Raw genomic sequence first — 19,456 nt, 5'->3', positions numbered from 1 at the left:
TTGTCCTGTATGCGCCGGTGGTACCGGCCTCCGGATGCTGAACCCACCGTCAGACGGTGGCCCGGAGAACGGCTCGAGCGGTGATGGACCGGGTGGGCCGGCGCCGGGGTCAGGGCAGTTGCGCCGGAGTGCGGCCGAAGCGCGGGGCCACCGCGGCGGGTCCGCTGCCGCGTGCCTGGTGGTGCGGATGCGAGGCGGCCTCGGCGGCGCTCAGCACCGGCGTCACGCACGCCTCGGTTTCCTCGAACAGCCGTGCCCAGTGGTCCCGGCTCCGGCCGACGAAGCGGTTCGCGAACGTCCGTCGCAGAGCGGGCCAGTTCCGCGGGTCGTCACGGTCGGGCAGCGCTGCCGCGTCGAGTTCGAGGCCGTCGAGCAGCGCCGCGTAGAAGCGCGCCTCCAGGGCCCCGACCGCGACGTATCCGCCGTCGGCGCACGCGTAACAGGTGTAGAACGGGGCCCCGCCGTCGAGCAGGTTCGTGCCGCGCTCGTGCCGCCACTGTCCGGCCGACCGCATGCCGACGAGCATGCCGAGCATCGCGCCGACGCCGTCCACGATCGCCGCGTCGACGACCCGGCCGGCGCCGGTCGACCCGCGTTCGTACAGGGCCGCGAGGACACCGGCGAGCAGGAACATGGAGCCGCCCCCGAAGTCCCCCAGGAAATTGACCGGGACGACGGGCGGGCCGCCGGACTCGCCGATCGCGTCCAGGGCACCTGTCAGGGCGAGGTAGTTGATGTCGTGTCCGGGGGCCGCGGCGAGCGGCCCGTCCTGGCCCCAGCCCGTCATCCGGGCGTACACCAGCGCCGGGTTGCGCTCCAGGCACACCTCGGGCCCGATGCCGAGCCGCTCCGCCACTCCCGGCCGGAAGCCCTCGACCAGGACGTCGGAACTCTCCAGCAGACTCAGGAGTTCGGCGACGCCGTCCGGATTCTTCAGGTCCAGGGCGATGTGGCGGCGGCCCCGGTCGAGCTCGCGGTGCCACTCCTCGAAGGAGCGCCGGCCATCGGCCCGGTCCACCCGGATCACCTCGGCGCCGAGATCGGCGAGAACCATGCAGGCGAAGGGCACCGGCCCTATCGCCGCCAGTTCGACCACCCGCAGCCCGCTCAACGGTCCGGTCCCGCGGAGCCGGCTCTCTGTCGTCGCTATGCCCATCCCGCGAGGCTAGGGAGCCGCGCCAGGGCCCTGCTCGAGCGCTCCTCGACGGCGGTCGGCGGCGACTCCACCTGTGCCCGAGGGCGCGCTGGCACCGTCTTCCGGGAACTGCTGTCTGTCCGGTTCTTCATGAGGTAACTCCCCCAGGAGGAAGGATTCACTGTGACCACCAGTGCCACGGACCAGGGCGCCGCAGAGGCGGAGACAAAGACCTTTCCCTACGCCCGGCAGTGCCCGTTCACACCCCCGAAGGAGTACGGGGAGATCGTCGAGAAGGACGTCTCCCAGGTCACGCTGAAGGGATCCGGCCTGCGGATCTGGACGGTCGCCGGTTACGAGACGATCCGCCGGCTGCTCACCGACCCGCGGGTCAGCGCGTCCCGCAAGCACGACAACTTCCCCTTCTACTTCATCGCTCCGCCCGAGTACCGCACCGAGACGTCGTTCATCGGATACGACGGCAAGGAGCACAGCGACACCCGCCGCAAGGCCGCCCTGACGTTCACCAGCCGGCAGGTGCGCAGGCTGCGGCCGCGGATCGAGGAGATCGTCGACGACCACCTCGACAAGCTCCTCGCGATGACGCCCGTCGTGGACTTCCACCACGCGTTCTCCCTGCCGGTGCCGATGACGGTCATCTGCGAGCTCCTCGGGATCCCGCAGGACCGGCACGAGTTCTTCATCAAGCACGGCACCGCGCTGCTCGGCGGCCACAGCTCCACCGAGGAGCGGCAGGCCGCGATCGTCGAGGTGAACTCGTACGTCAGCGACCTCATCCAGCTGAAGAAGCGCGAGCCGGGCGAGGACCTGCTGAGCCGGGCGATGGCCGATTACGAGGCGTCCGGCGAGTCGTACACCGACCGCGATCTGTTCAACATGGTGCGGCTGCTGATGAACGGCGGCCACGAGACCACCGCCAGCCAGATCTCGCTGGGTACCGCCTGCCTCCTGGAGAACCCCGACCAGCTGCAACTCCTGCTCTCCGACCCGTCGTTGGTCAAGCCCGCCGTCGAGGAGCTGGTCCGGTTCGCGACGATCGGTGACACCGCCGTGCCGCGGGTCGCCCTGGAGGACATCGAGATCGGCGGCCAGACCATCCGCAAGGGCGACGGCATCCTCTGCCTCGGTCTCGCCGCCAACCGCGACCCGGAGGTCTTCCCCGAGCCGGAGAAGCTCGACATCACCCGCGGCAGCCGCAAGCACCTCGGCTTCGGGCACGGAGTGCACCACTGCATCGGCGCGGACCTCGCCCGCCTGGAGCTGGAGATCGTGTGGAGCAAGCTGTTCCAGCGCATTCCCACCCTCGAACTCGCCAAGCCCTTCCTGGAGATACCCCGGAAGGAGGGGGCCGTGATCTACGGGCTGTGGGAACTGCCCGTGAAGTGGTGAGGCCGACCGGCGTTCGAGCCACCGTACACAGCGTGACGCCCGACGCCGCGGTCCCGGCCTCGGCAGCCCAGGAGGAGGACGTATGAGCACCGAAGTGACACCGTTCCGCGTCGAGTTCGCCGAGACGGACCTCGCCGATCTGCGGGAGCGGCTGTCCCGGACCCGCTGGCCGGAGAAGGAGACCGTCGACGACTGGTCGCAGGGGGTGCCCGCGGGCTACCTCCAGGATCTCGCCGCGTACTGGCAGAGCACGTACGACTGGCGCGCCACCGAGGCCCGGCTGAACGCACTGCCGCAGTTCCGCACCGAGATCGACGGGCTCGGCATCCACTTCCTGCATGTCCGGTCCGTGCACCCGCAGGCCAGGCCGCTGCTGCTCAGCCACGGCTGGCCGGGCTCCGTCGTCGAGTTCCTGGACATCATCGGCCCGCTCACGGACCCCGAGGACCCCGCCGACGCCTTCCACGTGGTCTGCCCGTCGCTGCCGGGCTTCGGGTTCAGCGACAAGCCGCGGACCACCGGCTGGACCGTGGAGCGCACCGCCGCCGCCTGGTCCGAGCTGATGCGCCGGCTCGGCTACGAACGGTTCGCGGCCCACGGCACCGACTGGGGCTCCTTCCTCACCGCCATCCTGGGCGAGACCGAGGCCGAGCGGCTGATCGGCATCCATCTGGCGATGCCCTTCGCCAGGCCGCCGCAGCAGCAGGTGGAGCTCGACGAGCGGGATCTCGCCGGCCTCGCCGCGCTCAAGGACTTCCAGGCCAACGAGGGCGCGTACTCCGTTCTCCAGGCCACCCGCCCGCAGACACTCGGGTACGGTCTGGCGGACTCGCCCGTCGGACAGCTGGCCTGGATGATCGAGAAGTACTGGGCCTGGAGCGACCACGCCGGTGACGTGGAGAAGGTCATCCCCCGCGACCGACTGCTCGACGCGGTGACGCTCGCCTGGCTCGCCGGGACCGGCGCCTCGTCGGCCCGGATCTACTGGGAGAGCCACAACAAGATGGCCCTCGGACGCGTCGACGTGCCGACGGCCTGTGCCGTCTTCCCCAAGGACGCCCGGATGCCACGCGCCTGGTGCGAGCACCGCTTCACCGATCTGCGCCGCTGGACCGACCACGAGCACGGCGGTCACTTCCCCGCGCTGGAGCAGCCCGAGCTGCTCGTCGGCGAACTGCGTTCGTTCTTCGGTACCTTGCGCTGAGGGGCACACTTCGAGTCCGCGCGAGCCGATGAACAGGGAGAGCAGGAGCATGGCCGCACCGGAGCCGCAGACTCTGGACCGCAGGGCACTCAACCGCGCGCTGATTGCCCGTCAACTGCTCATGAAACGCGCGCCGTTGACGGCGGTCGAGGCGGTGGAGCATCTGGTCGGACTCCAGGCGCAGGCGCCCAATCCGCCGTACATCGGGCTGTGGACCCGCCTCGCGAGGGTCACGATCGCGGAGCTCGCGGACGCGGTGCGGACCAGGCAGGTGGTCAGGATCGTCCTCATGCGCGGCACGATCCATCTCGTGTCCGCGCGGGACTGTCTGCGGCTGCGGCCCGTGCTGCGTGAGTCGCTGGAGCGCTCGCTGATCAGCACCTTCGGGCGGAAGCTGGCGGGCGCGGACCTCGATGCGGTGACCGCGCTCGGCCGCAAGCTGGTGGAGCACGAGCCGCTGACGCTGGGCGCCCTGGGGACCGCCCTGGCCGGGCGATGGCCGGAGCACGACCCCTTCGCGCTCGCCAACGCCGTGCGCAACCGGGTGCCCCTCGTCCAGGTGCCGCCGCGTGGGCTGTGGGGCGAGAGCGGCCAGGCCCGGCACACGACGGCCGAGTCGTGGCTGGGCGCGGCGGCCGATCCTGCCGCCGACCCGGCCGCGCTGGTGGAGCGCTACCTGGCGGCGTTCGGGCCTGCCACGGTGAAGGACATGCAGACCTGGTCGGGGATGACCCGCCTCGCCGCCGTGGTCAGGCAACTCGGGCCCCGGCTCAGGGTGTTCCGGGACGAGCAGGGGCAACAGCTGTACGACCTTCCGGGCGCGCCCCGCCCCCCGGGCGACACCCCGGTGCCGGTGCGGTTCCTGCCGGAGTTCGACAACATCCTGCTCTCCCACGCCGACCGGTCCAGAATCCTCACCGAGGAGCAGCGCCGCCTCGTGTTCACCAGGAACGGGATCATCCGGTCCACGTTCCTGGTCGACGGTTTCGTCCACGGGCTGTGGCGTATCGAGCGGGAGCGGGACGCGGCCCGTCTGGTCGTCGAACCCTGGTCCCCGCTCGGCCGCACCGCACGGACGGAGCTGAAGGCGGAGGGCGCCCGGCTGCTCTCCTTCGCCGCGGCCGACTGCGCGCGGACCGAGGTGACGATCGAGGCCGTCGCCTAGGGTGTATCGCTGCCCGGGTCACCCGAGTGGCCGGCCAGTTTGGGCGCCGTCGCGCCGTCGATGGACTCACGGATGATGTCGGCGTGGCCGGCGTGCCGAGCCGCTTCCACGAGCAGGTCCAGCAGGATCGCCCGCACCGGGCGCGGGGGCGCGGTCGGCCCCCAGGGAGTCACGGGCATGGGGACCGTCCGGTCCAGGTCCGGCAGGGCCCGTACGACGTCGTCGGTGCGCGCGGCGACTTCCGCGTGGGCGCGCAGCAGCTCGTCCAGGGTTTCCTCGGGGCCGACCTCGAACTCCGCCGCGCCGTCGCGGGCGCTCCAGTCCGCCCCCTCGCCGTGCAGCACGGGGGTCCACGGGGGTTCCCCGAGGGCGGCGTGCTTGAGGAGGGACGCCAGAGACAGTTCGCTGGCGCTGGGGGTATCGCGCGCCTGTTGGTCGGTCAGGCCGTCGACCGCGCGCCGCAGCGCCTGTCGCTGGGCGCCCCACGCCGCCACCAGCAGGTCCCGTTCGTCCACTTCTCCGGCCACCGGCCTCACCACGGGTCCGCCTTTCCCTTCGCGCTCGTGCGTCGCCGTTCGACGCCGGCGAACAGAACAACGCTCCGCTCCGGAGCAAGGACACGCCGCCCGTCTCCGCGACCCGGCGGTGTAGTGCCTCTCCAGGGCACTTCCAGTCGCGTTCGGCACGCTGGCAGCGCCGCTGGCATCACCGGGCGAGGTGGTGCGTAATGACCGGAAGAGGATGAGATGTCGCAAATACTGCCGGAGGTCCGGGAAGGTGTCGGTGCGGAGCTCTACGTGGAGGTCCAGCAGTTCTACGCACGGCAGATGCCGCTCCTCGAGGAGCGCAGGCTGGAGGAGTTCCTCGAGACCATGACCGAGGACGGCTCGATCGAGCACCGTCCCAACGGCTGGAAGCTGGAGGGCCGCACACAGCTTCTGACGGAGATGCAGGCCCGCCGGGGCGATCCGGACCGGCCGCTCGCCGAGGAGACCTCCGCGCGGAACGCGCGGGAGGAGAACATTCCGTACTACGACGGACTGGTGTACCGCTACTGGTTCGACCGGATGCGCATCACGACGGCCGGCGAGGACACCCTGCACGTCAGGTACCAGGCGATCGTGAGCATGACCGACCGGCGGGGCAAGGTGAGCTTCGAGCCGACCACCGTCGTCGAGGACGTGCTCGTCCGCCGCGCCGGGCAGCTCCTCACCCGTTCCCGGGTCGTCACCCATGACGCGGCCGACTGGGCGGACAAGATTCACAACCCGTCCTGACGAAGGCCCCGCAACTGCCGCGCACACGTCGGCGGCCGTCCGCGAACCACGGTTCACGGACGGCCGCCGAGGCGCATGACGTAGGTGTCAGAGTCGGGCGCCCTTGTCCTCGGCGTGCACCACCCGGTCGAGCCTGTCGTCCGCGTCGTACTGCCTGGACTCGCCGATGCTGGTGAACGTGTCACCGGTCTGGACGGCACGCTGAGAGACGTCGACCCGGCCCAAGTAGTGGCCCTGGGAGTCCCAGATCGGCTCGGCGATCCGGAAGGTGAAGCGGTTGCCCCCGGTACGGGACCAGGTCCCCGCTCCGCCCTTGACGAGGAAGGCCCGGCCGTTCCTGGTGAACTGCACCGTGCTGTCGAACGTCTGTCCGTTGAAGCTCACCTTGAGACTCCACTTGCCGACGGGGCTCTGCGCCACCCGGTCGTGCTGAGGCCGGGCGCTCGCCGTGCCCGTCGCGGGGACGGCTGCCAGCGCGGCGGCCGCGGCGACGAGCAGCAGCCTGGCCGCCGGTCCGACGCCTTCGGTACCCGATCGGTTCATGTGTTCCTCCCGCGCATCGCGCGTCTCGCCGGGGCAACTGACGCGTACACCCTGGACGGAGGGGCTCAATGCTCGCTTGACCGCGTGTACAGCCCGCTCCCTACAGCGCGGCCCGGGACGCTCCGTGTCCACTCGACCGGGGCCCCAGCCGCTTTCGCTGTACTGGCCGCCCGGCCCCCGGGCCTGCCCCAGCCACCCCGCCTTCACCCGCCGAGAGAGGGAACTCCCATGTCGGACCAGCCTTTTGCCGATCGGACCGTCGTCGTCACCGGAGGGGGCACCGGCATCGGCCGCGCCTCCGCGCTGGCCTTCGCCCGGCTCGGCGCAGCCACCGTCGTCATCACGGGCCGCCGCAAGGAGCGGCTCGAAGAAGTCGCCACGGAACATCCGGCGATCGTCCCCGTCGCCGCCGACGTGACCACGGAGACGGGAGCGGAGACGGTCGTCTCGGCGGTGCGCGAGCACGGAGGCACCCTGGACGTCCTGGTGCACAACGCCGGCATCTTCCGTTTCAGCCCGCTCGCGTCCGTCGACACCGCCGTCGCCCGCGAGGTGCTGGAGACCAACGTCCTGGGCCCGGTCGTGCTGACCCGCCATCTGCTCCCGCTGCTTCGCACGCCCGGCGGGAACATCGTGCTGATCTCCAGCCGCGGCGGCCACAACCCCGGCCCGGAGAGTTCCCTGTACTCCGCCAGCAAGGCCGCGCTGCACAGCTTCACCCGCAGCTGGGCCGCCGAACTCGCCGCGCAGGGCATCCGGGTCAACGCCGTCGCCCCCGGTTTCGTACGGACCGAGGCCTATGTCGCCAACGGCCTGACGCCCGAGCAGGCTGAGGGCCTCTTCGCCGGGGTCGCGCAGTCGGTGCCGCTCGGCCGGATCGCGGAGGCCGGCGAAGTCGCGCGGTGGGTGACCGAGCTGACCCGGGACACCGAGTCGCTCGTCACCGGCCAGATCCTCACCCTCGACGGCGGCATGGACGTGGCCGCCCGCTGACATCCGGGCGATCACCTGCCCACGGACAACCGCCCGGCCGGAGATCTCGCCGGGCGGTTGTCGGATGTGCGGGCTCAGGCGGTGTCCGCCGCGATGTCGGGGCGGGGGGTGCGTCCCGGGACCGAGGAGCGGGCGGGCGGCAGTTCGCCGTCCACGAGATAGCGGTGGACAACGGCGTCCACATGCGGGTTGCCGCCGAGTACGTACACCTCGTGCTCGCCCGAGTCCTCCACGGTGAGCAGGTGATGGCCGAGCCGCTCGGCCATGGCCACGCCGCCCGCGTAGTGGTCCATCGGGTCGCCGTCGGCCTGCACGATCAGGCCGGCGCCGTAGCCGTCCCTGGTGAGCGCCACCGGCTTCTCCGGGGCCTCGAACGCCCGGAAGGCGCCGACCCACGGCTGCGCGCGCAGCACGCCGTAGCCGTACGGGAACCGCTTCCTGAACTCCCTCATGTCCCGGTAGTAGACCTCCAGGTCGGACGGCCAGGCGTGCTCCAGCGTGATGGCCTCCAGGACGCCGACGCGCAGATCGCCCTCGCTGTCCGCGGGCCGCCAGGTGCCCTGCGCGGCGAGCAGTTCGCGGCAGCCGTCGAGGTCGCCCGCCACGGCCTTCTCGTGCAGGCCGGCGACCACGACCGCGAGTCCGTCCCACTGGCCGCGGTCGCTCGCGCGGTTGCCGACGGCGCCGTCGAACAGGGTCCGCAGCCGTACCGCGTCCTCGGGCAGTTTCTCCAGTGCCGCGACCACTTCCTCGACGGTGGTGAGCACCGCTTCGGCGGACGCGCCGATCCCGAAGTGGCCGTGCCGCTCGCCGGCCCAACGGGCCCACAGGTCGACATTGCGCTGCACGGCGTCGCCCTGCCACAGGAACTGTTCGCGCCAGGTCCAGTCGGGACCGACGCAGGAGTCCAGTACGAGCCGGTCGAGAGCGGCCGGGAAGAGGCTGCCGTAGACGGCTCCCACGTAGGCGCCGTACGCGTACCCGACGAAGCTGATCCGGTCCTCGCCGAGAACCGCCCGGATCACGTCCAGGTCCCGGGCGGTGTTACGAGTGCTGATGTGCGGGCGCAGTTCACCGCCGCCCCGGGCGCACGCCTCCTCCCGAAGCCGCATGTCCTCGGCCAGTTCGGCGAAGGCGCCGTCCGGTGGCCGGGAGTCGAACTGCGCGGTGGGGACCGCCACTTCGGCGTACAGCCGGGTGGACTCCCCGGTGCCGCGCGGGTCGAAGCCGATGAGGTCGTACACCTCGTTCAGCGGGGTGCCGGCGAATTTCGCGGGCAGGTCGCGGCCGTGTCCCCAGTCACCGCCGGGGCCGCCGTTGACGGCCAGCAGGATGCCGCGCCGTCGCGCCGGGTCGGTGGCGCGGCGGCGGCTCAGGGCGAGCGTGATGCGTTCACCCCCGGGGTCGGCGTAGTCGCGGGGGACCTCGATCGTCGCGTACTCGGCCTGGTCGTCGCCCGGTGCGAGCGACCATGTGGGCCGCTGTGTGTGGAACTCGCTCACCACGGCGAACCTCCGTTCTCGTCAGACGGCCAGCGTCCCGCTGTCTCCTCGAGCAGCACTGGAACGTTCCCGGACCGCGGCGAGCGCCTCCTCACGAGCTCTCAGGCGAAGGCGACGTCGCCGGCCTTCCCGTCCTCGCCGACGAACGCGGCCAGCTTCCCGGCCTCCTCGACGACGTCCCGGGTGTCCTCGTCGGACAGCTGCCGGAACGGGCTCAGCAGCAGCGTCGAGCCGTTGAGCGCCCAGGTGCCCTCGACGAAGCCGTCGACCAGGAACGTGGGCTTGACCTGCGACATCCCCGGCATGACCTGCTTGCGGTCGTCGTCGTCGATCACCCGGCTGCGGTCGCTGTGTCCGAGGACGGCGTTGTCGAAGGGCGGCAGGAACCGCACCGGGGCGGGCAGGCCGGGATCGGCGAGCACCGCGTCGGGGAGGTCGAAGAGTTCCCGGCCCCGCTCGTCGCGGTAGGTCCTCAGCCGTGGCCGCATCCGGTCGAGCACCTCCCCGAGCCGGGTGAGTCCGCACCACGCCTGTACGTCCATGACCCCGGCCGGCCCGAAGGCCGCGAGATAGCGGAGCACCATGGTCTCCACCTGGGGTGACGTCGACAGGGCCTGACCGGTCCACTCGTCGGCCAGCACGCAGGGTACGGCTTTGCGGTTGCCCCACTTGCCCCAGGTGCCACTGGGCGGCGGATGGAGCAGGGCCAGCAGGAAGTGGGCCGTCCCGCCGAGAGCCTGGGGACTGCGGCCGGGAAACCGTTCCGCGAGCAACCGGCCCAACTGGGGCCGGGTGAGGGTCTGTCCGGCCAGCAGCTCCCGGCCGGCCGCGGCGAGGGCGGCGAGATCGAGTCCGGCGATCTCCTTGCCGAATCCCTGCCGCGGCGAGCGGTCGAGCACCGGCTGGACCAGGGGCCGCAGCAGCCCGAAGTCCTCGGCAGCCGTGAGGTGTTGGGTGGTGCGCAGCAGCGCTCCCCGGACCACGCTGCGATCGTGCAGCAGGGCCGTCAGGTCCTCGTGCGCGAAGCCGGCCACACGGGCCCACAGGCCCACGTACGGCGCGTTGCACTCCTGTCCCTGCATCGCGACCAGGTGCCTGATCGCTTCGAGGGCGGTGCCGTCGGTGCGGCGCAGGAGCAACTGCCGTTGCAGGAGCGTCCGGTTGAGCACCAGGTTGGAGAGCGCGGACATGCCAGCCCTTTCTCGTGTCGCGGCCGGTCGGTGTGCCTCAGTGGGCGACTCGGCTAGTCGGCGTCGGTCGGTGCGCCGTCCGGGGCCGCCACGTCCCGGCGGACCACACGCGAGCGGGTGAACAGCCGGCCGTCACGGCGGACCAGCACGTCCTCCACCGTCGAACTGGGCTCCAGGACCACGGCGCCGCTCTCGTCCGTCACGCTGACCAGCGAGCGGAAGACGACGCTGATCTCGTCCTCGGCCACCTGCTCGATCACGAACTTGTCGAACCAGTGCCGGAAGATCTTGTTGCCGTAATAGGGGATCGCCTGGGACATCGCGGCCAGCAGATTCTCCCGGCCGGCCAGCTCCCAGCCGTCCTTGACCTGAGCATAACTTCCGTCCTCGGTGAACGTGAGCACGAACTCCTCCAGCTTCCGGTCCTCCAGGAGCGGGAGCTGGAACGCGTAGAACGCCTGGACCTCCACGTGGAGTTCGGCCGAGATCCGGGCAGGAGCGGAGCTTGATCGGTGCGGCACGGTGCATCCCCTTCGTCGGTGCGCGCGTCACGAGCGCGGGCGCACCACTTTCGGCCGCGCCCCTCGACCGCGGATCGCGCACGGCTGGAACGGCACCGCGTCGTTCTCCAGCGGGAGTCGAGCACGGCACGGGACAATCCGGCAGATCATCACGACCGGACGGAGCGCATTTCCATGACCGACCGCACCACCGACGAACTACGGATGACCTGGGCCGAGGCGTGCGCCCGCCGCGTGAGCCGGCACTTCCTGGCGGGGACGGCGCCGGACGGGGGGATCACGGAGGCCGCGAGCGCCATGTGCGGCGCCCATGCACAGGTCATGTCCGGTGCCGAGATGTCGCTCGGGCTGCGTGTCCCGGGCACGACGCGCACCGATGTGCAGTCGGCGCTCTGGAAGGACCGCAGCCTCGTGAAGAGCTACGGGCCCCGCGGCACCGTGCACCTGCTCGCGGCCGAGGAGCTCCCCATGTGGGTCGGCGCCCTGTCCTGCATCCCGAAACCCCCGAGCGCCCTGCCCCACGCATTACTGACAGATCATCAGGTGGAAGAGGTGCTGGAAGCGATCGAGTCCGCCCTCGAGGACGGCGAGCTCACCGTCGAGGAACTGGGCGACGAGGTCGTCGGGCGCACCGGCCCCTGGGCGGCCGACCTGGCGCTGCCCGCCTTCTCCGGTGCCTGGCCCCGGTGGCGGGCCGCCCTGCAGACCGCCGCGAACCGGGGTGTCCTGTGCTTCGGGCCGAACCGGGGGCGCAAGGTCACGTACACCAGTCCACGCCGGTGGGTGCCGGGCTTTCGCCCGACGGACGGCGCCGCCGCCTCGGCCGAGGTCCTGCGCCGCTATCTGCACGCGTACGGACCGGCGACCTCCCAGCAGTTCGCGCAGTGGCTGGGCGCCCCGAGAAAGTGGTCGGCGGATCTCTTCGGCACGATCACGGACGAGTTGATCCCGGTCGACCTGGACGGCGCGTCGGCCTGGACGACCGAACCGGCCGCCCCCACGACACCCAGCCCCCGCAGCGGCCTGAGGCTGCTGCCGTACTTCGACCCCTACGTCATCGGCTGCCACCCGCGCGACGCGGTGTTCCCCGGCCCGGCCGCCGGCCGGGCACTCTCCGGCGGCCAGGCCGGGAACGTACCTGTGGTCCTGATCGACGGAGTGGTCGCCGGCGTGTGGCACCAACGGCGGTCCGGGCGCCGCCTCGACATCCGGGTGGAGCCCTTCGCCCCGCTCTCCGCCGCCCGGCGCTCCGAACTGACCGCCCAGGTGGACCGGATCGGCGAGATCCTGGAGGGCACCCCGACGCTCACCGTCGGCGTCGTCGACGCCGGCAAGCACCTGTAGCCGGCCGTGCGGGGGGGCGCGGTCAGCCCGAGACGGTGAGGGAGACGTTGCCCCGGTACGCGCCGTCCAGCAGGGACAGCAGCGTCTGGGGGGCCTCCTTGATGCCACCCTCGACCACGGTGTGCGGGAAGACGAAGCGCCCCTCGCCCAGCCAGGTCCCGAAGTGCTCCGCCCAGGCCCAGATCTGCTCCGGCGTGTGGTAGCAGGCGAACGGACGCAGCTCCAGGTGCTTGGTGATCGCGGTCATCAGGTCCAGCCTCGGCCGGCCGGCCTCGGTGTCACCGATCTGGCCGGACAGCGCACCGCAGAGCGCGAACCTGGCGTGCGGGGCCGCCACCTCGATGGCCGCCTCGAACTGCTCGCCGCCGACGTTGTCGAAGAAGACGTTGATGCCGTCGGGTGCCAGCTCGCGCAGGCGGTCGACGACGGGACCGTCGTGGTAGTCGAAGGCGGCGTCGAAGCCCAGCTCGTCGACCAGGTAGTCGACCTTGGCCTTGCTTCCGGCGCTGCCGATCACGCGCGCGGCACCACGGCACTTGGCGATCTGGCCGGCCAGCGCGCCCACCCCGCCCGCCGCACCGGAGACGAACACCACGTCGTCCTTGCCCGCCTTGGCGATCTCGGCCATCCCGTAGTACGCGGTCGGCCCCTGGCTGAGGAAGTACACCGGGCTCGGGAAGGCGCCGACGGGCAGCTTGAAGTAGCCCTGGGCCGGACCGACCGAGTACTCGCACCAGCCGCTCATGCCCTGGACGACGTCGCCGACGGCCAGGTCGGGGCTGTTGGAACGCACCACGGTACCGACCGCGCCGCCGCCGAGACGCTCGCCCACCTTCCACGGCGGGAGCGGCAGCTTGCAGTCGGCCTTCATCAAGTCCGCGTAGGCCGCGGCGAGGCTCAGGTGATCCGTCCTGACGACGACCTCTCCCTCGCCCGGCTCGGGCACCTCCACCTCGACGAGGTCGAAGTTGCCGAGGACCGGCCGCCCCTGCACGTGCGAGGCCATACGGACTTCCCGGGCCGTCTTCGGAATGGTGGTCATCTCTCTCCTCATGATCGTTCCTGAGCGCCGACGCGGCGGCCCCCTGTCTCCCTCATGGGTAGTGCACGCCGCTCGAGGGGCGCTGGAGCGGAAGCCACTGCTCCAGCGCGCCGACGGCCCGTGTCCAGGAGCGCTCCAGATCCGCACGAGGAACCGGCGAAAGGCTCGTGACTCTCCAGACAGCTCAGCCCTGATCCCCTGAGGAGCTCACGATGCGCGTCCTGTTCACCGTGTGGCCGATGTCGGCGCATCTGTATCCCGTCGTTCCGCTCGCCTGGGCCCTGCAGGGTGCGGGGCACGAGGTGCGCGTCGCCTCCCACCCCGCGCTGACGGAGTCGGTCACCGCCGCGGGTCTGACCGCGGTGCCGTTGTCCGACGCGGACACCATGCCTGCGCTCTCGGCGGTCGGCCGCTTCATGATCGACGACGAGGAGCGTGGCCGGCTCGCCGCGGCCCTGGCCGTCGGGCCCGGCGACCAGGACGCGTGGCAGATGTTCAGCGACTACGCCCTGGCGGCCCTACGCATCTTCCACACCCCCGAGGGTTCTTCGGCTCTCGCCCCGGGTGTGGAACATCTGGTCGACGTGGCCCGCAGCTGGCAGCCGGACCTGGTGCTCTGGGACCAGTGGCCGGCCGCGGCGGTGGCGGCCCGGCTCTGCGGCGCCGCTCAGGCCCGCACGCTCTGGGGGCCGGACTACTGCGGCTGGGCCCGTACCCGGTTCCTCGAACGCGGCGGGGCCCCCGCGCTGGGCCTGGAGGACCCGCTGGTCGACGTCGTACGGCCCGTCGCCGAGCACTACGGCCTGGACGTCGACGAGGAGTTGCTCCTCGGTCAGTGGAGCGTCGACCCCACGCCGGCGGCGATGCGGCTGCGCACCGGGACCCGCACGGTCGCGGTGCGCAGGGTGCCGTACACGGGCGTCGGTGCCGTGCCCGGGTGGCTGCACCGCGCGCCGGAGCGGCCGCGAGTGGCGCTGTCCCTGGGGATGTCCGGACGGCTGTTCCACAACAACGCGGCCATGATCTCCGACATGCTGGAGACGGTCGGCGGTCTCGACGCCGAGGTGGTGGCCACGCTGAACGAAGCGCAGCTGGCCGGTCAGCGCGTACCGGACAACGTCCGTACGGTCGACTACCTGCCGCTCAACCAGCTGTTGCCCACCTGCTCGGCGATCATCCACCACGGCGGCGGCGGCACGCTGTCGGCGGCCGTGGCCCACCGGGTGCCGCAACTCGTCCTGCGCGACGAAGGGGTGGAGGGGCCGGCCTACGCCAGGTATCTCACCGACCGCGGCGCGGGCCTGACCCTCGACCACAAGGAGCAGTCCCATCAGGAGATGCGCGCCAGGATCCAGCGGGTCCTGCGGGAGCCGCAGTTCCGGGCCGGCGCGGACACGCTGCACGCCGACTGGCTCTCCACTCCGAGCCCGCACGACATCGTCCCGGTCCTGGAGGGGCTGACGGCACGATATCGCCGCCGGTAAGGACCAGAAACCCGACGCGGCCCGTCGCCATGCACACCGGCGGCGGGCGGCGTCTTGGCCATGCCCGGGGCCATGCCCGGGGCCATGCCCGGGGCCGAATGCCGAAATCGACTGTCGGGCTTTCGGCTCCCTGCTCCCGGCAACAACGCCGGCGCCGCCCGGATGCAGGTCCGAGCGGCGCCGACAGCACTTCGGGCGGGAGCGGTCCCGCCGTCCGGCTCTAGGGCCGTGCCGCGATGAACTCCTTGACCGAGGAGATCACGTAGTCGAGCATCTCGTCGGTCAGCCCCGGGTAGACGCCGACCCAGAAGGAACCCAGGGTGACGATGTCGCTGTTGGTCAACTCCCCGACCACGCGGTGCGGTTGGTTCGCGTAGGCGGGGTGCCGGGTCAGGTTGCCGGCGAACAGCCGGCGGGTGCCGATCTTCCGTTCCTCCAGGAAGGCCACGAGCTCGGCCGCGCCGAAGGGCGCCTCGGGATCGACGGTGAGCACGAAGCCGAACCAGCTCGGGTCACTGCGCGGCGTGGCCTCGGGAAGGATCAGGTGCGGAAGCCCGTCCAGCCCTTCGCGCAGCCGTCGCCAGTTGCGCCGGCGCGCTTCCACGAAGCGGTCCAGCTTGTCGAGCTGAGTGAGCCCGAGCGCCGCCTGCAGGTCGGTGGCCTTGAGGTTGTAGCCGACGTGGGAGTAGATGTACTTGTGGTCGTAGCCGGCGGGCAGCGTGCCCAGCTGGTACTTGAATCGCTTGAGGCAGGTGTCGCTCACCCCGGGCTCGCACCAGCAGTCACGGCCCCAGTCACGCAGCGACTCCACCACCCGGGCCAGCACCAGGTTGGAGGTGAGGACGCAGCCGCCCTCCCCCATCGCGAGGTGATGCGCGGGGTAGAAGCTGACGGTGGACAGGTCACCGAAGGTGCCCGTGGGCCTTCCGTCATAGGTGGCGCCGACCGCGTCGCAGTTGTCCTCGATCAGGAACAGGTCGTGCTGGGTGGCCAGTTCGGCGAGTTCCGCGACGGCGTAGGGATTCCCCAGGGTGTGGGCGATGATGATCGCGCGGGTCCGGGGACCTATGGCCTCGGCCACCCGCTCCACTGTCGTGTTGTACGTGCCGAGCTCGATGTCGACGAAGACCGGGACCAGGCCGTTCTGCAGGATCGGGTTCACCGTGGTGGGGAAGCCCGCGGCCACGGTGATCACCTCGTCGCCGGGCCGGAGCCGGCGGTCCTCCAGGAGGTGCGAGGTCAGCGCCGAGACCGCCAGGAGATTCGCGGAGGACCCGGAGTTCACCAGGTGCGCCTTGCGGCGTTTCAGCTTCTTGGCGAACGACGACTCGAACCTGCGTGAGCTCGGGCCCGCCGCGATCCGCATCTCCAGCGCGGCCTCGACCAGCCCCAGCCGGTCCTCCTCCTCGAGCACCGCGCCGGACGGCCAGATCTCCGTCACACCGGGCGTGAACGGCTCGGCCGAGCCGGCTGCCCGGTGGTATGCCCGCACCGCGTCCAGGACCAATGCCTTGTGATCGCTCATGTCTGTGCCTCTTCCCTCTCTTCTCCACGTACTGGTACGCATGCCGTGTCGAGCAGGTCTCGCAGCGATCGGTCCAGATCACGGTGTGGGTGCCAGCCGAGCAGGCGCCGGGCCTTGGAGACATCCAGCCGCTGCCACTGCGCGTCCTCACGCAGTGAGCAGCCGTCCGCGTCCTCCACGACCTCGACGGGCAGACCGCTCAGGGCGACCATGCGAGCGACCAGGTGCCGCATCCGCACCGCCTCGTCCCGGCCGATGTTGACGATCTGTCCGTTCACCGAGGACAGCGGAGCGGCCGCCGCCGCCAGTACCGCGTCGGCCACGTCCCGGGCGTCCACGAAGTCACGCCGGACGGCCAGCGTCCGGAACCTCAGCGCCGCGGGGGTCTCCCCCCGGTCCTGTGCCCGCGCCGCCTCCACGAGGTGGTCGGCCACCTGCCGGAGCAGGCTGCCCCGGGGGGTGCCGGGCCCGGACACATTGGCGAGACGCAGCACGACCCCGTCGGCCTCGCCCGTCGCGACAGCGCGCAGAACGGAGCGGGTGCCGAGCAGCTTGGTCCGTCCGTACGGTGTGGTCGGGGCGGCCGGATACTCCTCCGCCGTGCTCGTCCCGGCGTGACCGGGCCCGTACTCGTGGACGCTGCCCAGATGGATCAGTCGCGGCCTGTGGTGCTGTGCGGCGAGCACGCCGATGAGCCGGTCGACCAGCTCGGCGTTTCCCTCCGCCATCTGCCGTTCGTCGGCCTGCCAGGCCCGTCCCGCGGCGTTGACGACCGCGTGGGGCCGGATACGCCCCAGCAGTTCGGCGAGGCTGCGCAGCCCGGAGTCCTTGGTGAGGTCGGTGTGGGTGGCGTCGGACCGCGACACCGGCACCACCCGCGCCCCGGCGTCCTGGAACGCGGCGTGGATGTGGCGGCCCAGGAAGCCGGTTCCGCCGAGGACCACCGCTTTCATCGTGCGGCCTCCGCGGACTTCGCCGCCTTCCACCAGTGCGGGTTGTCCCGGTACCAGTCGACGGTGTCGGAGAGCCCCTGTTCGAAGGGGGTCATCGGCAGGTAGCCCAACTGCTCCCTGATCTTGGTGTCGTCCAGCGAGTAGCGCCGGTCGTGCCCCTTCCGGTCGGCGACCCGGCGCAGCGCGGAGCGGTCGGCGCCGAGCAGCTCGAGGAGGCGTCCGGCGACCTCGGTGTTGGTCCGCTCGTTGCCGCCGCCCACGTTGTAGACCTCGCCGGCCCGGCCCCGGGTGAGGACCAGCTGGATCGCCCGGCAGTGATCGTCGACGTGCAGCCACTCGCGGACATGGGCGCCGTCGCCGTACAGCGGGACGGGGCGGCCCTCCAGGAGGTTGGTGACGGCGAGCGGAATGAGCTTCTCGGGGTGCTGGTGGGGGCCGTAGTTGTTGGAGCACCGGGTGATCGACACATCGAGGCCGTGCGTGCGCCAGAAGGAGCGGGCGATGAGGTCGGATCCCGCTTTGGACGCGGCGTAAGGGGTGTTGGGCTCCAGCGGCCATTCCTCCGTCCAGGAGCCCTCCTCGATGGAGCCGTACACCTCGTCCGTGGAGACGTGGACCACCCGGCCGACGCCGGTGCGCAGGCAGGCCGCGAGAAGGTTCTCGGTCCCTGCCACATTGGTCCGCACGAAGTCGGCCCCCGAGTCGATGGAACGGTCGACATGCGATTCGGCGGCGAAGTGGACCACGGCGTCGTGACCCGGCAGCAGGTCGAGGAGGAGCGGCAGGTCGCAGATGTCCCCCCGGACGAAGTCGAGGCGGGGGTGGGTACCGGGAAGGTTGTCGCGGTTTCCGGCGTAGGTGAGCTTGTCCACGACGGTGATCCGGGCGTCCTCGTACTGCGGGTACCCACCCGCCAGCATGGTGCGGACGTAGTGGGAGCCGATGAAGCCGGCGGCGCCGGTGACCAGGATCCTCATGCGCCCACCCCGGCCGGGACGCGTCCGTCGCGGTGCCACGGCGTGAGGATTCCGGCGGCGCGGACCTCGGCCAGGGTGGGCGCGCCCGCGTCCTTCGCGGACATCACCGGTGGTTCCGAGAACCCCCATGGCAGAGCCAGTTCCGGGTCGAGCGGCTGGATGTGCACCTGGGTGCCGGGCACGTAGGCGCTGGACACGACGTAGCTGATGCAGGTGTCGTCGGCGAGCGCCAGGAATCCGTGGCCGACGCCCTCGGGGACGTAGACGCACCGCCCCGACTCGGCGTCCAGTTCGACCACCGCGTGCCGGCCGAACGCCGGCGAGCCCACCCGCAGGTCCACCACGATGTCGCGCAGGGCGCCGCGCACGCAGGTGACGTACTTCGCCTGCCCGGGCGGCGTGCTCACGCTGTGGATGCCGCGCAGCGTGCCGCGGCGGGAGACCGAGTAGTTGATCTGGCGCGGCACGAACGGGTACCCCAGCACCCGTTCCAGCTCGTCCGCGCGCAGGGACTCGTAGAAGTTGCCTCGCTCGTCCCTGATCTGTTCCGGGGTGATGACGTACGCCCCGGGGACTGCTGTCTCTTCGACACGCACGGGTCCGGTCACCTGTCCTTTCCTGCTCTGTCGGTGGGCCGCGCCGGCGCACCGGTGGTCGCGTGGGCCTCGCTCATGCTGGCCGGATCCGCTGGACGCTTCCTCGAGAGACGGTGCATCCCCGGGGCGTCCGCCCGTACGGCCGAGACGTCGACCGTGGCGCTGTGCGTCCTGACGTCGTCGAGGTCGTAGACGACGGTCACGCCCGTGCTGGTGAAGGTGTCTCCCGAGCGGACGGCCTGCTGGTCGATGTCCACCCAGCCGATCCGGGCGCCGCTCCCGTCGAGCAGCAGCTCGGAGATCCGGTACGAGAACCGGTCGGGCCCGGTGGCGGTCCAGGTTCCCGCGCCGACACCGCCACAGACGAGGAAGGCCCGGCCGCCCGGGGTGAAGTGGAACGTGCTCGACGCCGTCCCGGAAGGTCGTGCGACCTGTGCCGTCCAGGCACCGGCCACCGTTTCGGACACCGGTATGTCTGCCATCCGCCGGCCCCTTCCGCTCCGCGCGTGCCCGAGTCGAGGGACTCAGGGTGCGAGGGCCGCCTCGACCGGCGCTGGAGTACGCGGTGTGTGCAGCGGGGCTCAAGAGTGCGTCT

The 19,456-nt window shown here is 71.3% G+C and carries 19 protein-coding genes; 7 read left to right on the top strand and 12 right to left on the bottom strand.

The window, feature by feature from the left end; all coding sequences use genetic code 11:
- Positions 1-109: 109 nt before the first annotated feature.
- Positions 110-1,156, bottom strand: a complete 1,047-nt coding sequence (locus tag LGI35_RS31770; protein WP_227297730.1) for a CaiB/BaiF CoA transferase family protein — start codon at positions 1,154-1,156, stop codon at positions 110-112.
- Between the two features lie 162 nt (positions 1,157-1,318).
- Here LGI35_RS31770 and LGI35_RS31765 point away from each other — a divergent pair, with 162 nt between their 5' ends.
- The 3 genes from LGI35_RS31765 (at position 1,319) to LGI35_RS31755 (ending at position 4,914) form a co-directional block, all read left to right on the top strand.
- Positions 1,319-2,545: a cytochrome P450 gene (locus LGI35_RS31765; RefSeq protein ID WP_227297729.1), complete on the top strand. Its 1,227-nt coding sequence runs from the start codon at positions 1,319-1,321 to the stop codon at positions 2,543-2,545.
- An 82-nt stretch (positions 2,546-2,627) separates the two neighbouring features.
- Complete coding sequence (locus LGI35_RS31760; protein WP_227297728.1) at positions 2,628-3,749, top strand: epoxide hydrolase family protein; 1,122 nt, start codon at positions 2,628-2,630, stop codon at positions 3,747-3,749.
- Between the two features lie 49 nt (positions 3,750-3,798).
- Positions 3,799-4,914, top strand: a complete 1,116-nt coding sequence (locus LGI35_RS31755; RefSeq protein ID WP_227297727.1) for a winged helix DNA-binding domain-containing protein — start codon at positions 3,799-3,801, stop codon at positions 4,912-4,914.
- Here the strand turns inward: LGI35_RS31755 and LGI35_RS31750 are convergent.
- On the bottom strand, positions 4,911-5,441 hold the full coding sequence (locus LGI35_RS31750) for a mycothiol transferase (protein WP_227297726.1): 531 nt from the start codon (positions 5,439-5,441) through the stop codon (positions 4,911-4,913). The genes LGI35_RS31755 and LGI35_RS31750 overlap by 4 nt on opposite strands.
- A 219-nt stretch (positions 5,442-5,660) precedes the next feature.
- Here LGI35_RS31750 and LGI35_RS31745 point away from each other — a divergent pair, with 219 nt between their 5' ends.
- Positions 5,661-6,191, top strand: a complete 531-nt coding sequence (locus LGI35_RS31745; RefSeq protein WP_227297725.1) for a nuclear transport factor 2 family protein — start codon at positions 5,661-5,663, stop codon at positions 6,189-6,191.
- 87 nt (positions 6,192-6,278) lie between these two features.
- Here LGI35_RS31745 and LGI35_RS31740 read toward each other — a convergent pair whose 3' ends face one another.
- A complete protein-coding gene (locus tag LGI35_RS31740; protein WP_227297724.1) occupies positions 6,279-6,734 on the bottom strand; it encodes a hypothetical protein in 456 nt (151 codons plus the stop codon).
- Between the two features lie 228 nt (positions 6,735-6,962).
- On the opposite strand from LGI35_RS31740, the gene LGI35_RS31735 reads away from it, so the two are divergent.
- On the top strand, positions 6,963-7,727 hold the full coding sequence (locus LGI35_RS31735; RefSeq protein ID WP_227297723.1) for an SDR family NAD(P)-dependent oxidoreductase: 765 nt from the start codon (positions 6,963-6,965) through the stop codon (positions 7,725-7,727).
- Positions 7,728-7,801: 74 nt separating this feature from the next.
- Here LGI35_RS31735 and LGI35_RS31730 read toward each other — a convergent pair whose 3' ends face one another.
- The 3 genes from LGI35_RS31730 to LGI35_RS31720 form a co-directional block, all read right to left on the bottom strand.
- Positions 7,802-9,229, bottom strand: a complete 1,428-nt coding sequence (locus tag LGI35_RS31730) for an alpha/beta fold hydrolase (protein ID WP_227297722.1) — start codon at positions 9,227-9,229, stop codon at positions 7,802-7,804.
- 101 nt (positions 9,230-9,330) lie between these two features.
- A complete protein-coding gene (locus LGI35_RS31725) occupies positions 9,331-10,419 on the bottom strand; it encodes a winged helix DNA-binding domain-containing protein (RefSeq protein WP_227297721.1) in 1,089 nt (362 codons plus the stop codon).
- Positions 10,420-10,472: 53 nt separating this feature from the next.
- Positions 10,473-10,940, bottom strand: coding sequence for a nuclear transport factor 2 family protein (locus LGI35_RS31720; protein WP_227297720.1), 468 nt, complete (start codon positions 10,938-10,940; stop codon positions 10,473-10,475).
- Between the two features lie 174 nt (positions 10,941-11,114).
- Between LGI35_RS31720 and LGI35_RS31715 the strand changes: the two genes are divergently transcribed.
- The gene (locus tag LGI35_RS31715; RefSeq protein WP_227297719.1) at positions 11,115-12,284 is read left to right on the top strand and encodes a winged helix DNA-binding domain-containing protein; all 1,170 of its coding nucleotides are present in this window, start codon (positions 11,115-11,117) and stop codon (positions 12,282-12,284) included.
- A 22-nt stretch (positions 12,285-12,306) separates the two neighbouring features.
- On the opposite strand, the gene LGI35_RS31710 is transcribed toward LGI35_RS31715, so the two are convergent.
- Positions 12,307-13,326, bottom strand: a complete 1,020-nt coding sequence (locus LGI35_RS31710) for an MDR family NADP-dependent oxidoreductase (RefSeq protein WP_227297718.1) — start codon at positions 13,324-13,326, stop codon at positions 12,307-12,309.
- Between the two features lie 212 nt (positions 13,327-13,538).
- On the opposite strand from LGI35_RS31710, the gene LGI35_RS31705 reads away from it, so the two are divergent.
- The gene (locus LGI35_RS31705; protein WP_227297717.1) at positions 13,539-14,810 is read left to right on the top strand and encodes a nucleotide disphospho-sugar-binding domain-containing protein; all 1,272 of its coding nucleotides are present in this window, start codon (positions 13,539-13,541) and stop codon (positions 14,808-14,810) included.
- Positions 14,811-15,030: 220 nt separating this feature from the next.
- Here LGI35_RS31705 and rfbH read toward each other — a convergent pair whose 3' ends face one another.
- The 5 genes from rfbH to LGI35_RS31680 are packed head-to-tail and all read right to left on the bottom strand — an operon-like array spanning position 15,031 to position 19,343.
- Positions 15,031-16,335, bottom strand: coding sequence for a lipopolysaccharide biosynthesis protein RfbH (gene rfbH / locus LGI35_RS31700; RefSeq protein ID WP_227297716.1), 1,305 nt, complete (start codon positions 16,333-16,335; stop codon positions 15,031-15,033).
- Positions 16,332-17,288 carry an NAD-dependent epimerase/dehydratase family protein gene (locus LGI35_RS31695; RefSeq protein ID WP_227297715.1) on the bottom strand — a complete coding sequence of 319 codons (957 nt, stop codon included), beginning with the start codon at positions 17,286-17,288 and terminating at the stop codon, positions 16,332-16,334. Before LGI35_RS31695 ends, rfbH begins: the two co-directional genes overlap by 4 nt.
- On the bottom strand, positions 17,285-18,265 hold the full coding sequence (gene rfbB, locus LGI35_RS31690) for a dTDP-glucose 4,6-dehydratase (RefSeq protein ID WP_227297714.1): 981 nt from the start codon (positions 18,263-18,265) through the stop codon (positions 17,285-17,287). Before rfbB ends, LGI35_RS31695 begins: the two co-directional genes overlap by 4 nt.
- On the bottom strand, positions 18,262-18,861 hold the full coding sequence (locus LGI35_RS31685) for a dTDP-4-dehydrorhamnose 3,5-epimerase family protein (RefSeq protein WP_227300605.1): 600 nt from the start codon (positions 18,859-18,861) through the stop codon (positions 18,262-18,264). Before LGI35_RS31685 ends, rfbB begins: the two co-directional genes overlap by 4 nt.
- 8 nt (positions 18,862-18,869) lie before the next feature.
- Positions 18,870-19,343, bottom strand: a complete 474-nt coding sequence (locus LGI35_RS31680) for a hypothetical protein (RefSeq protein WP_227297713.1) — start codon at positions 19,341-19,343, stop codon at positions 18,870-18,872.
- Between the last annotated feature and the right edge of the window lie 113 nt (positions 19,344-19,456).

This window comes from Streptomyces longhuiensis (genome assembly GCF_020616555.1).
Lineage (GTDB): Bacteria > Actinomycetota > Actinomycetes > Streptomycetales > Streptomycetaceae > Streptomyces > Streptomyces longhuiensis.
This window is presented reverse-complemented; position numbering and strand designations above follow the sequence as displayed.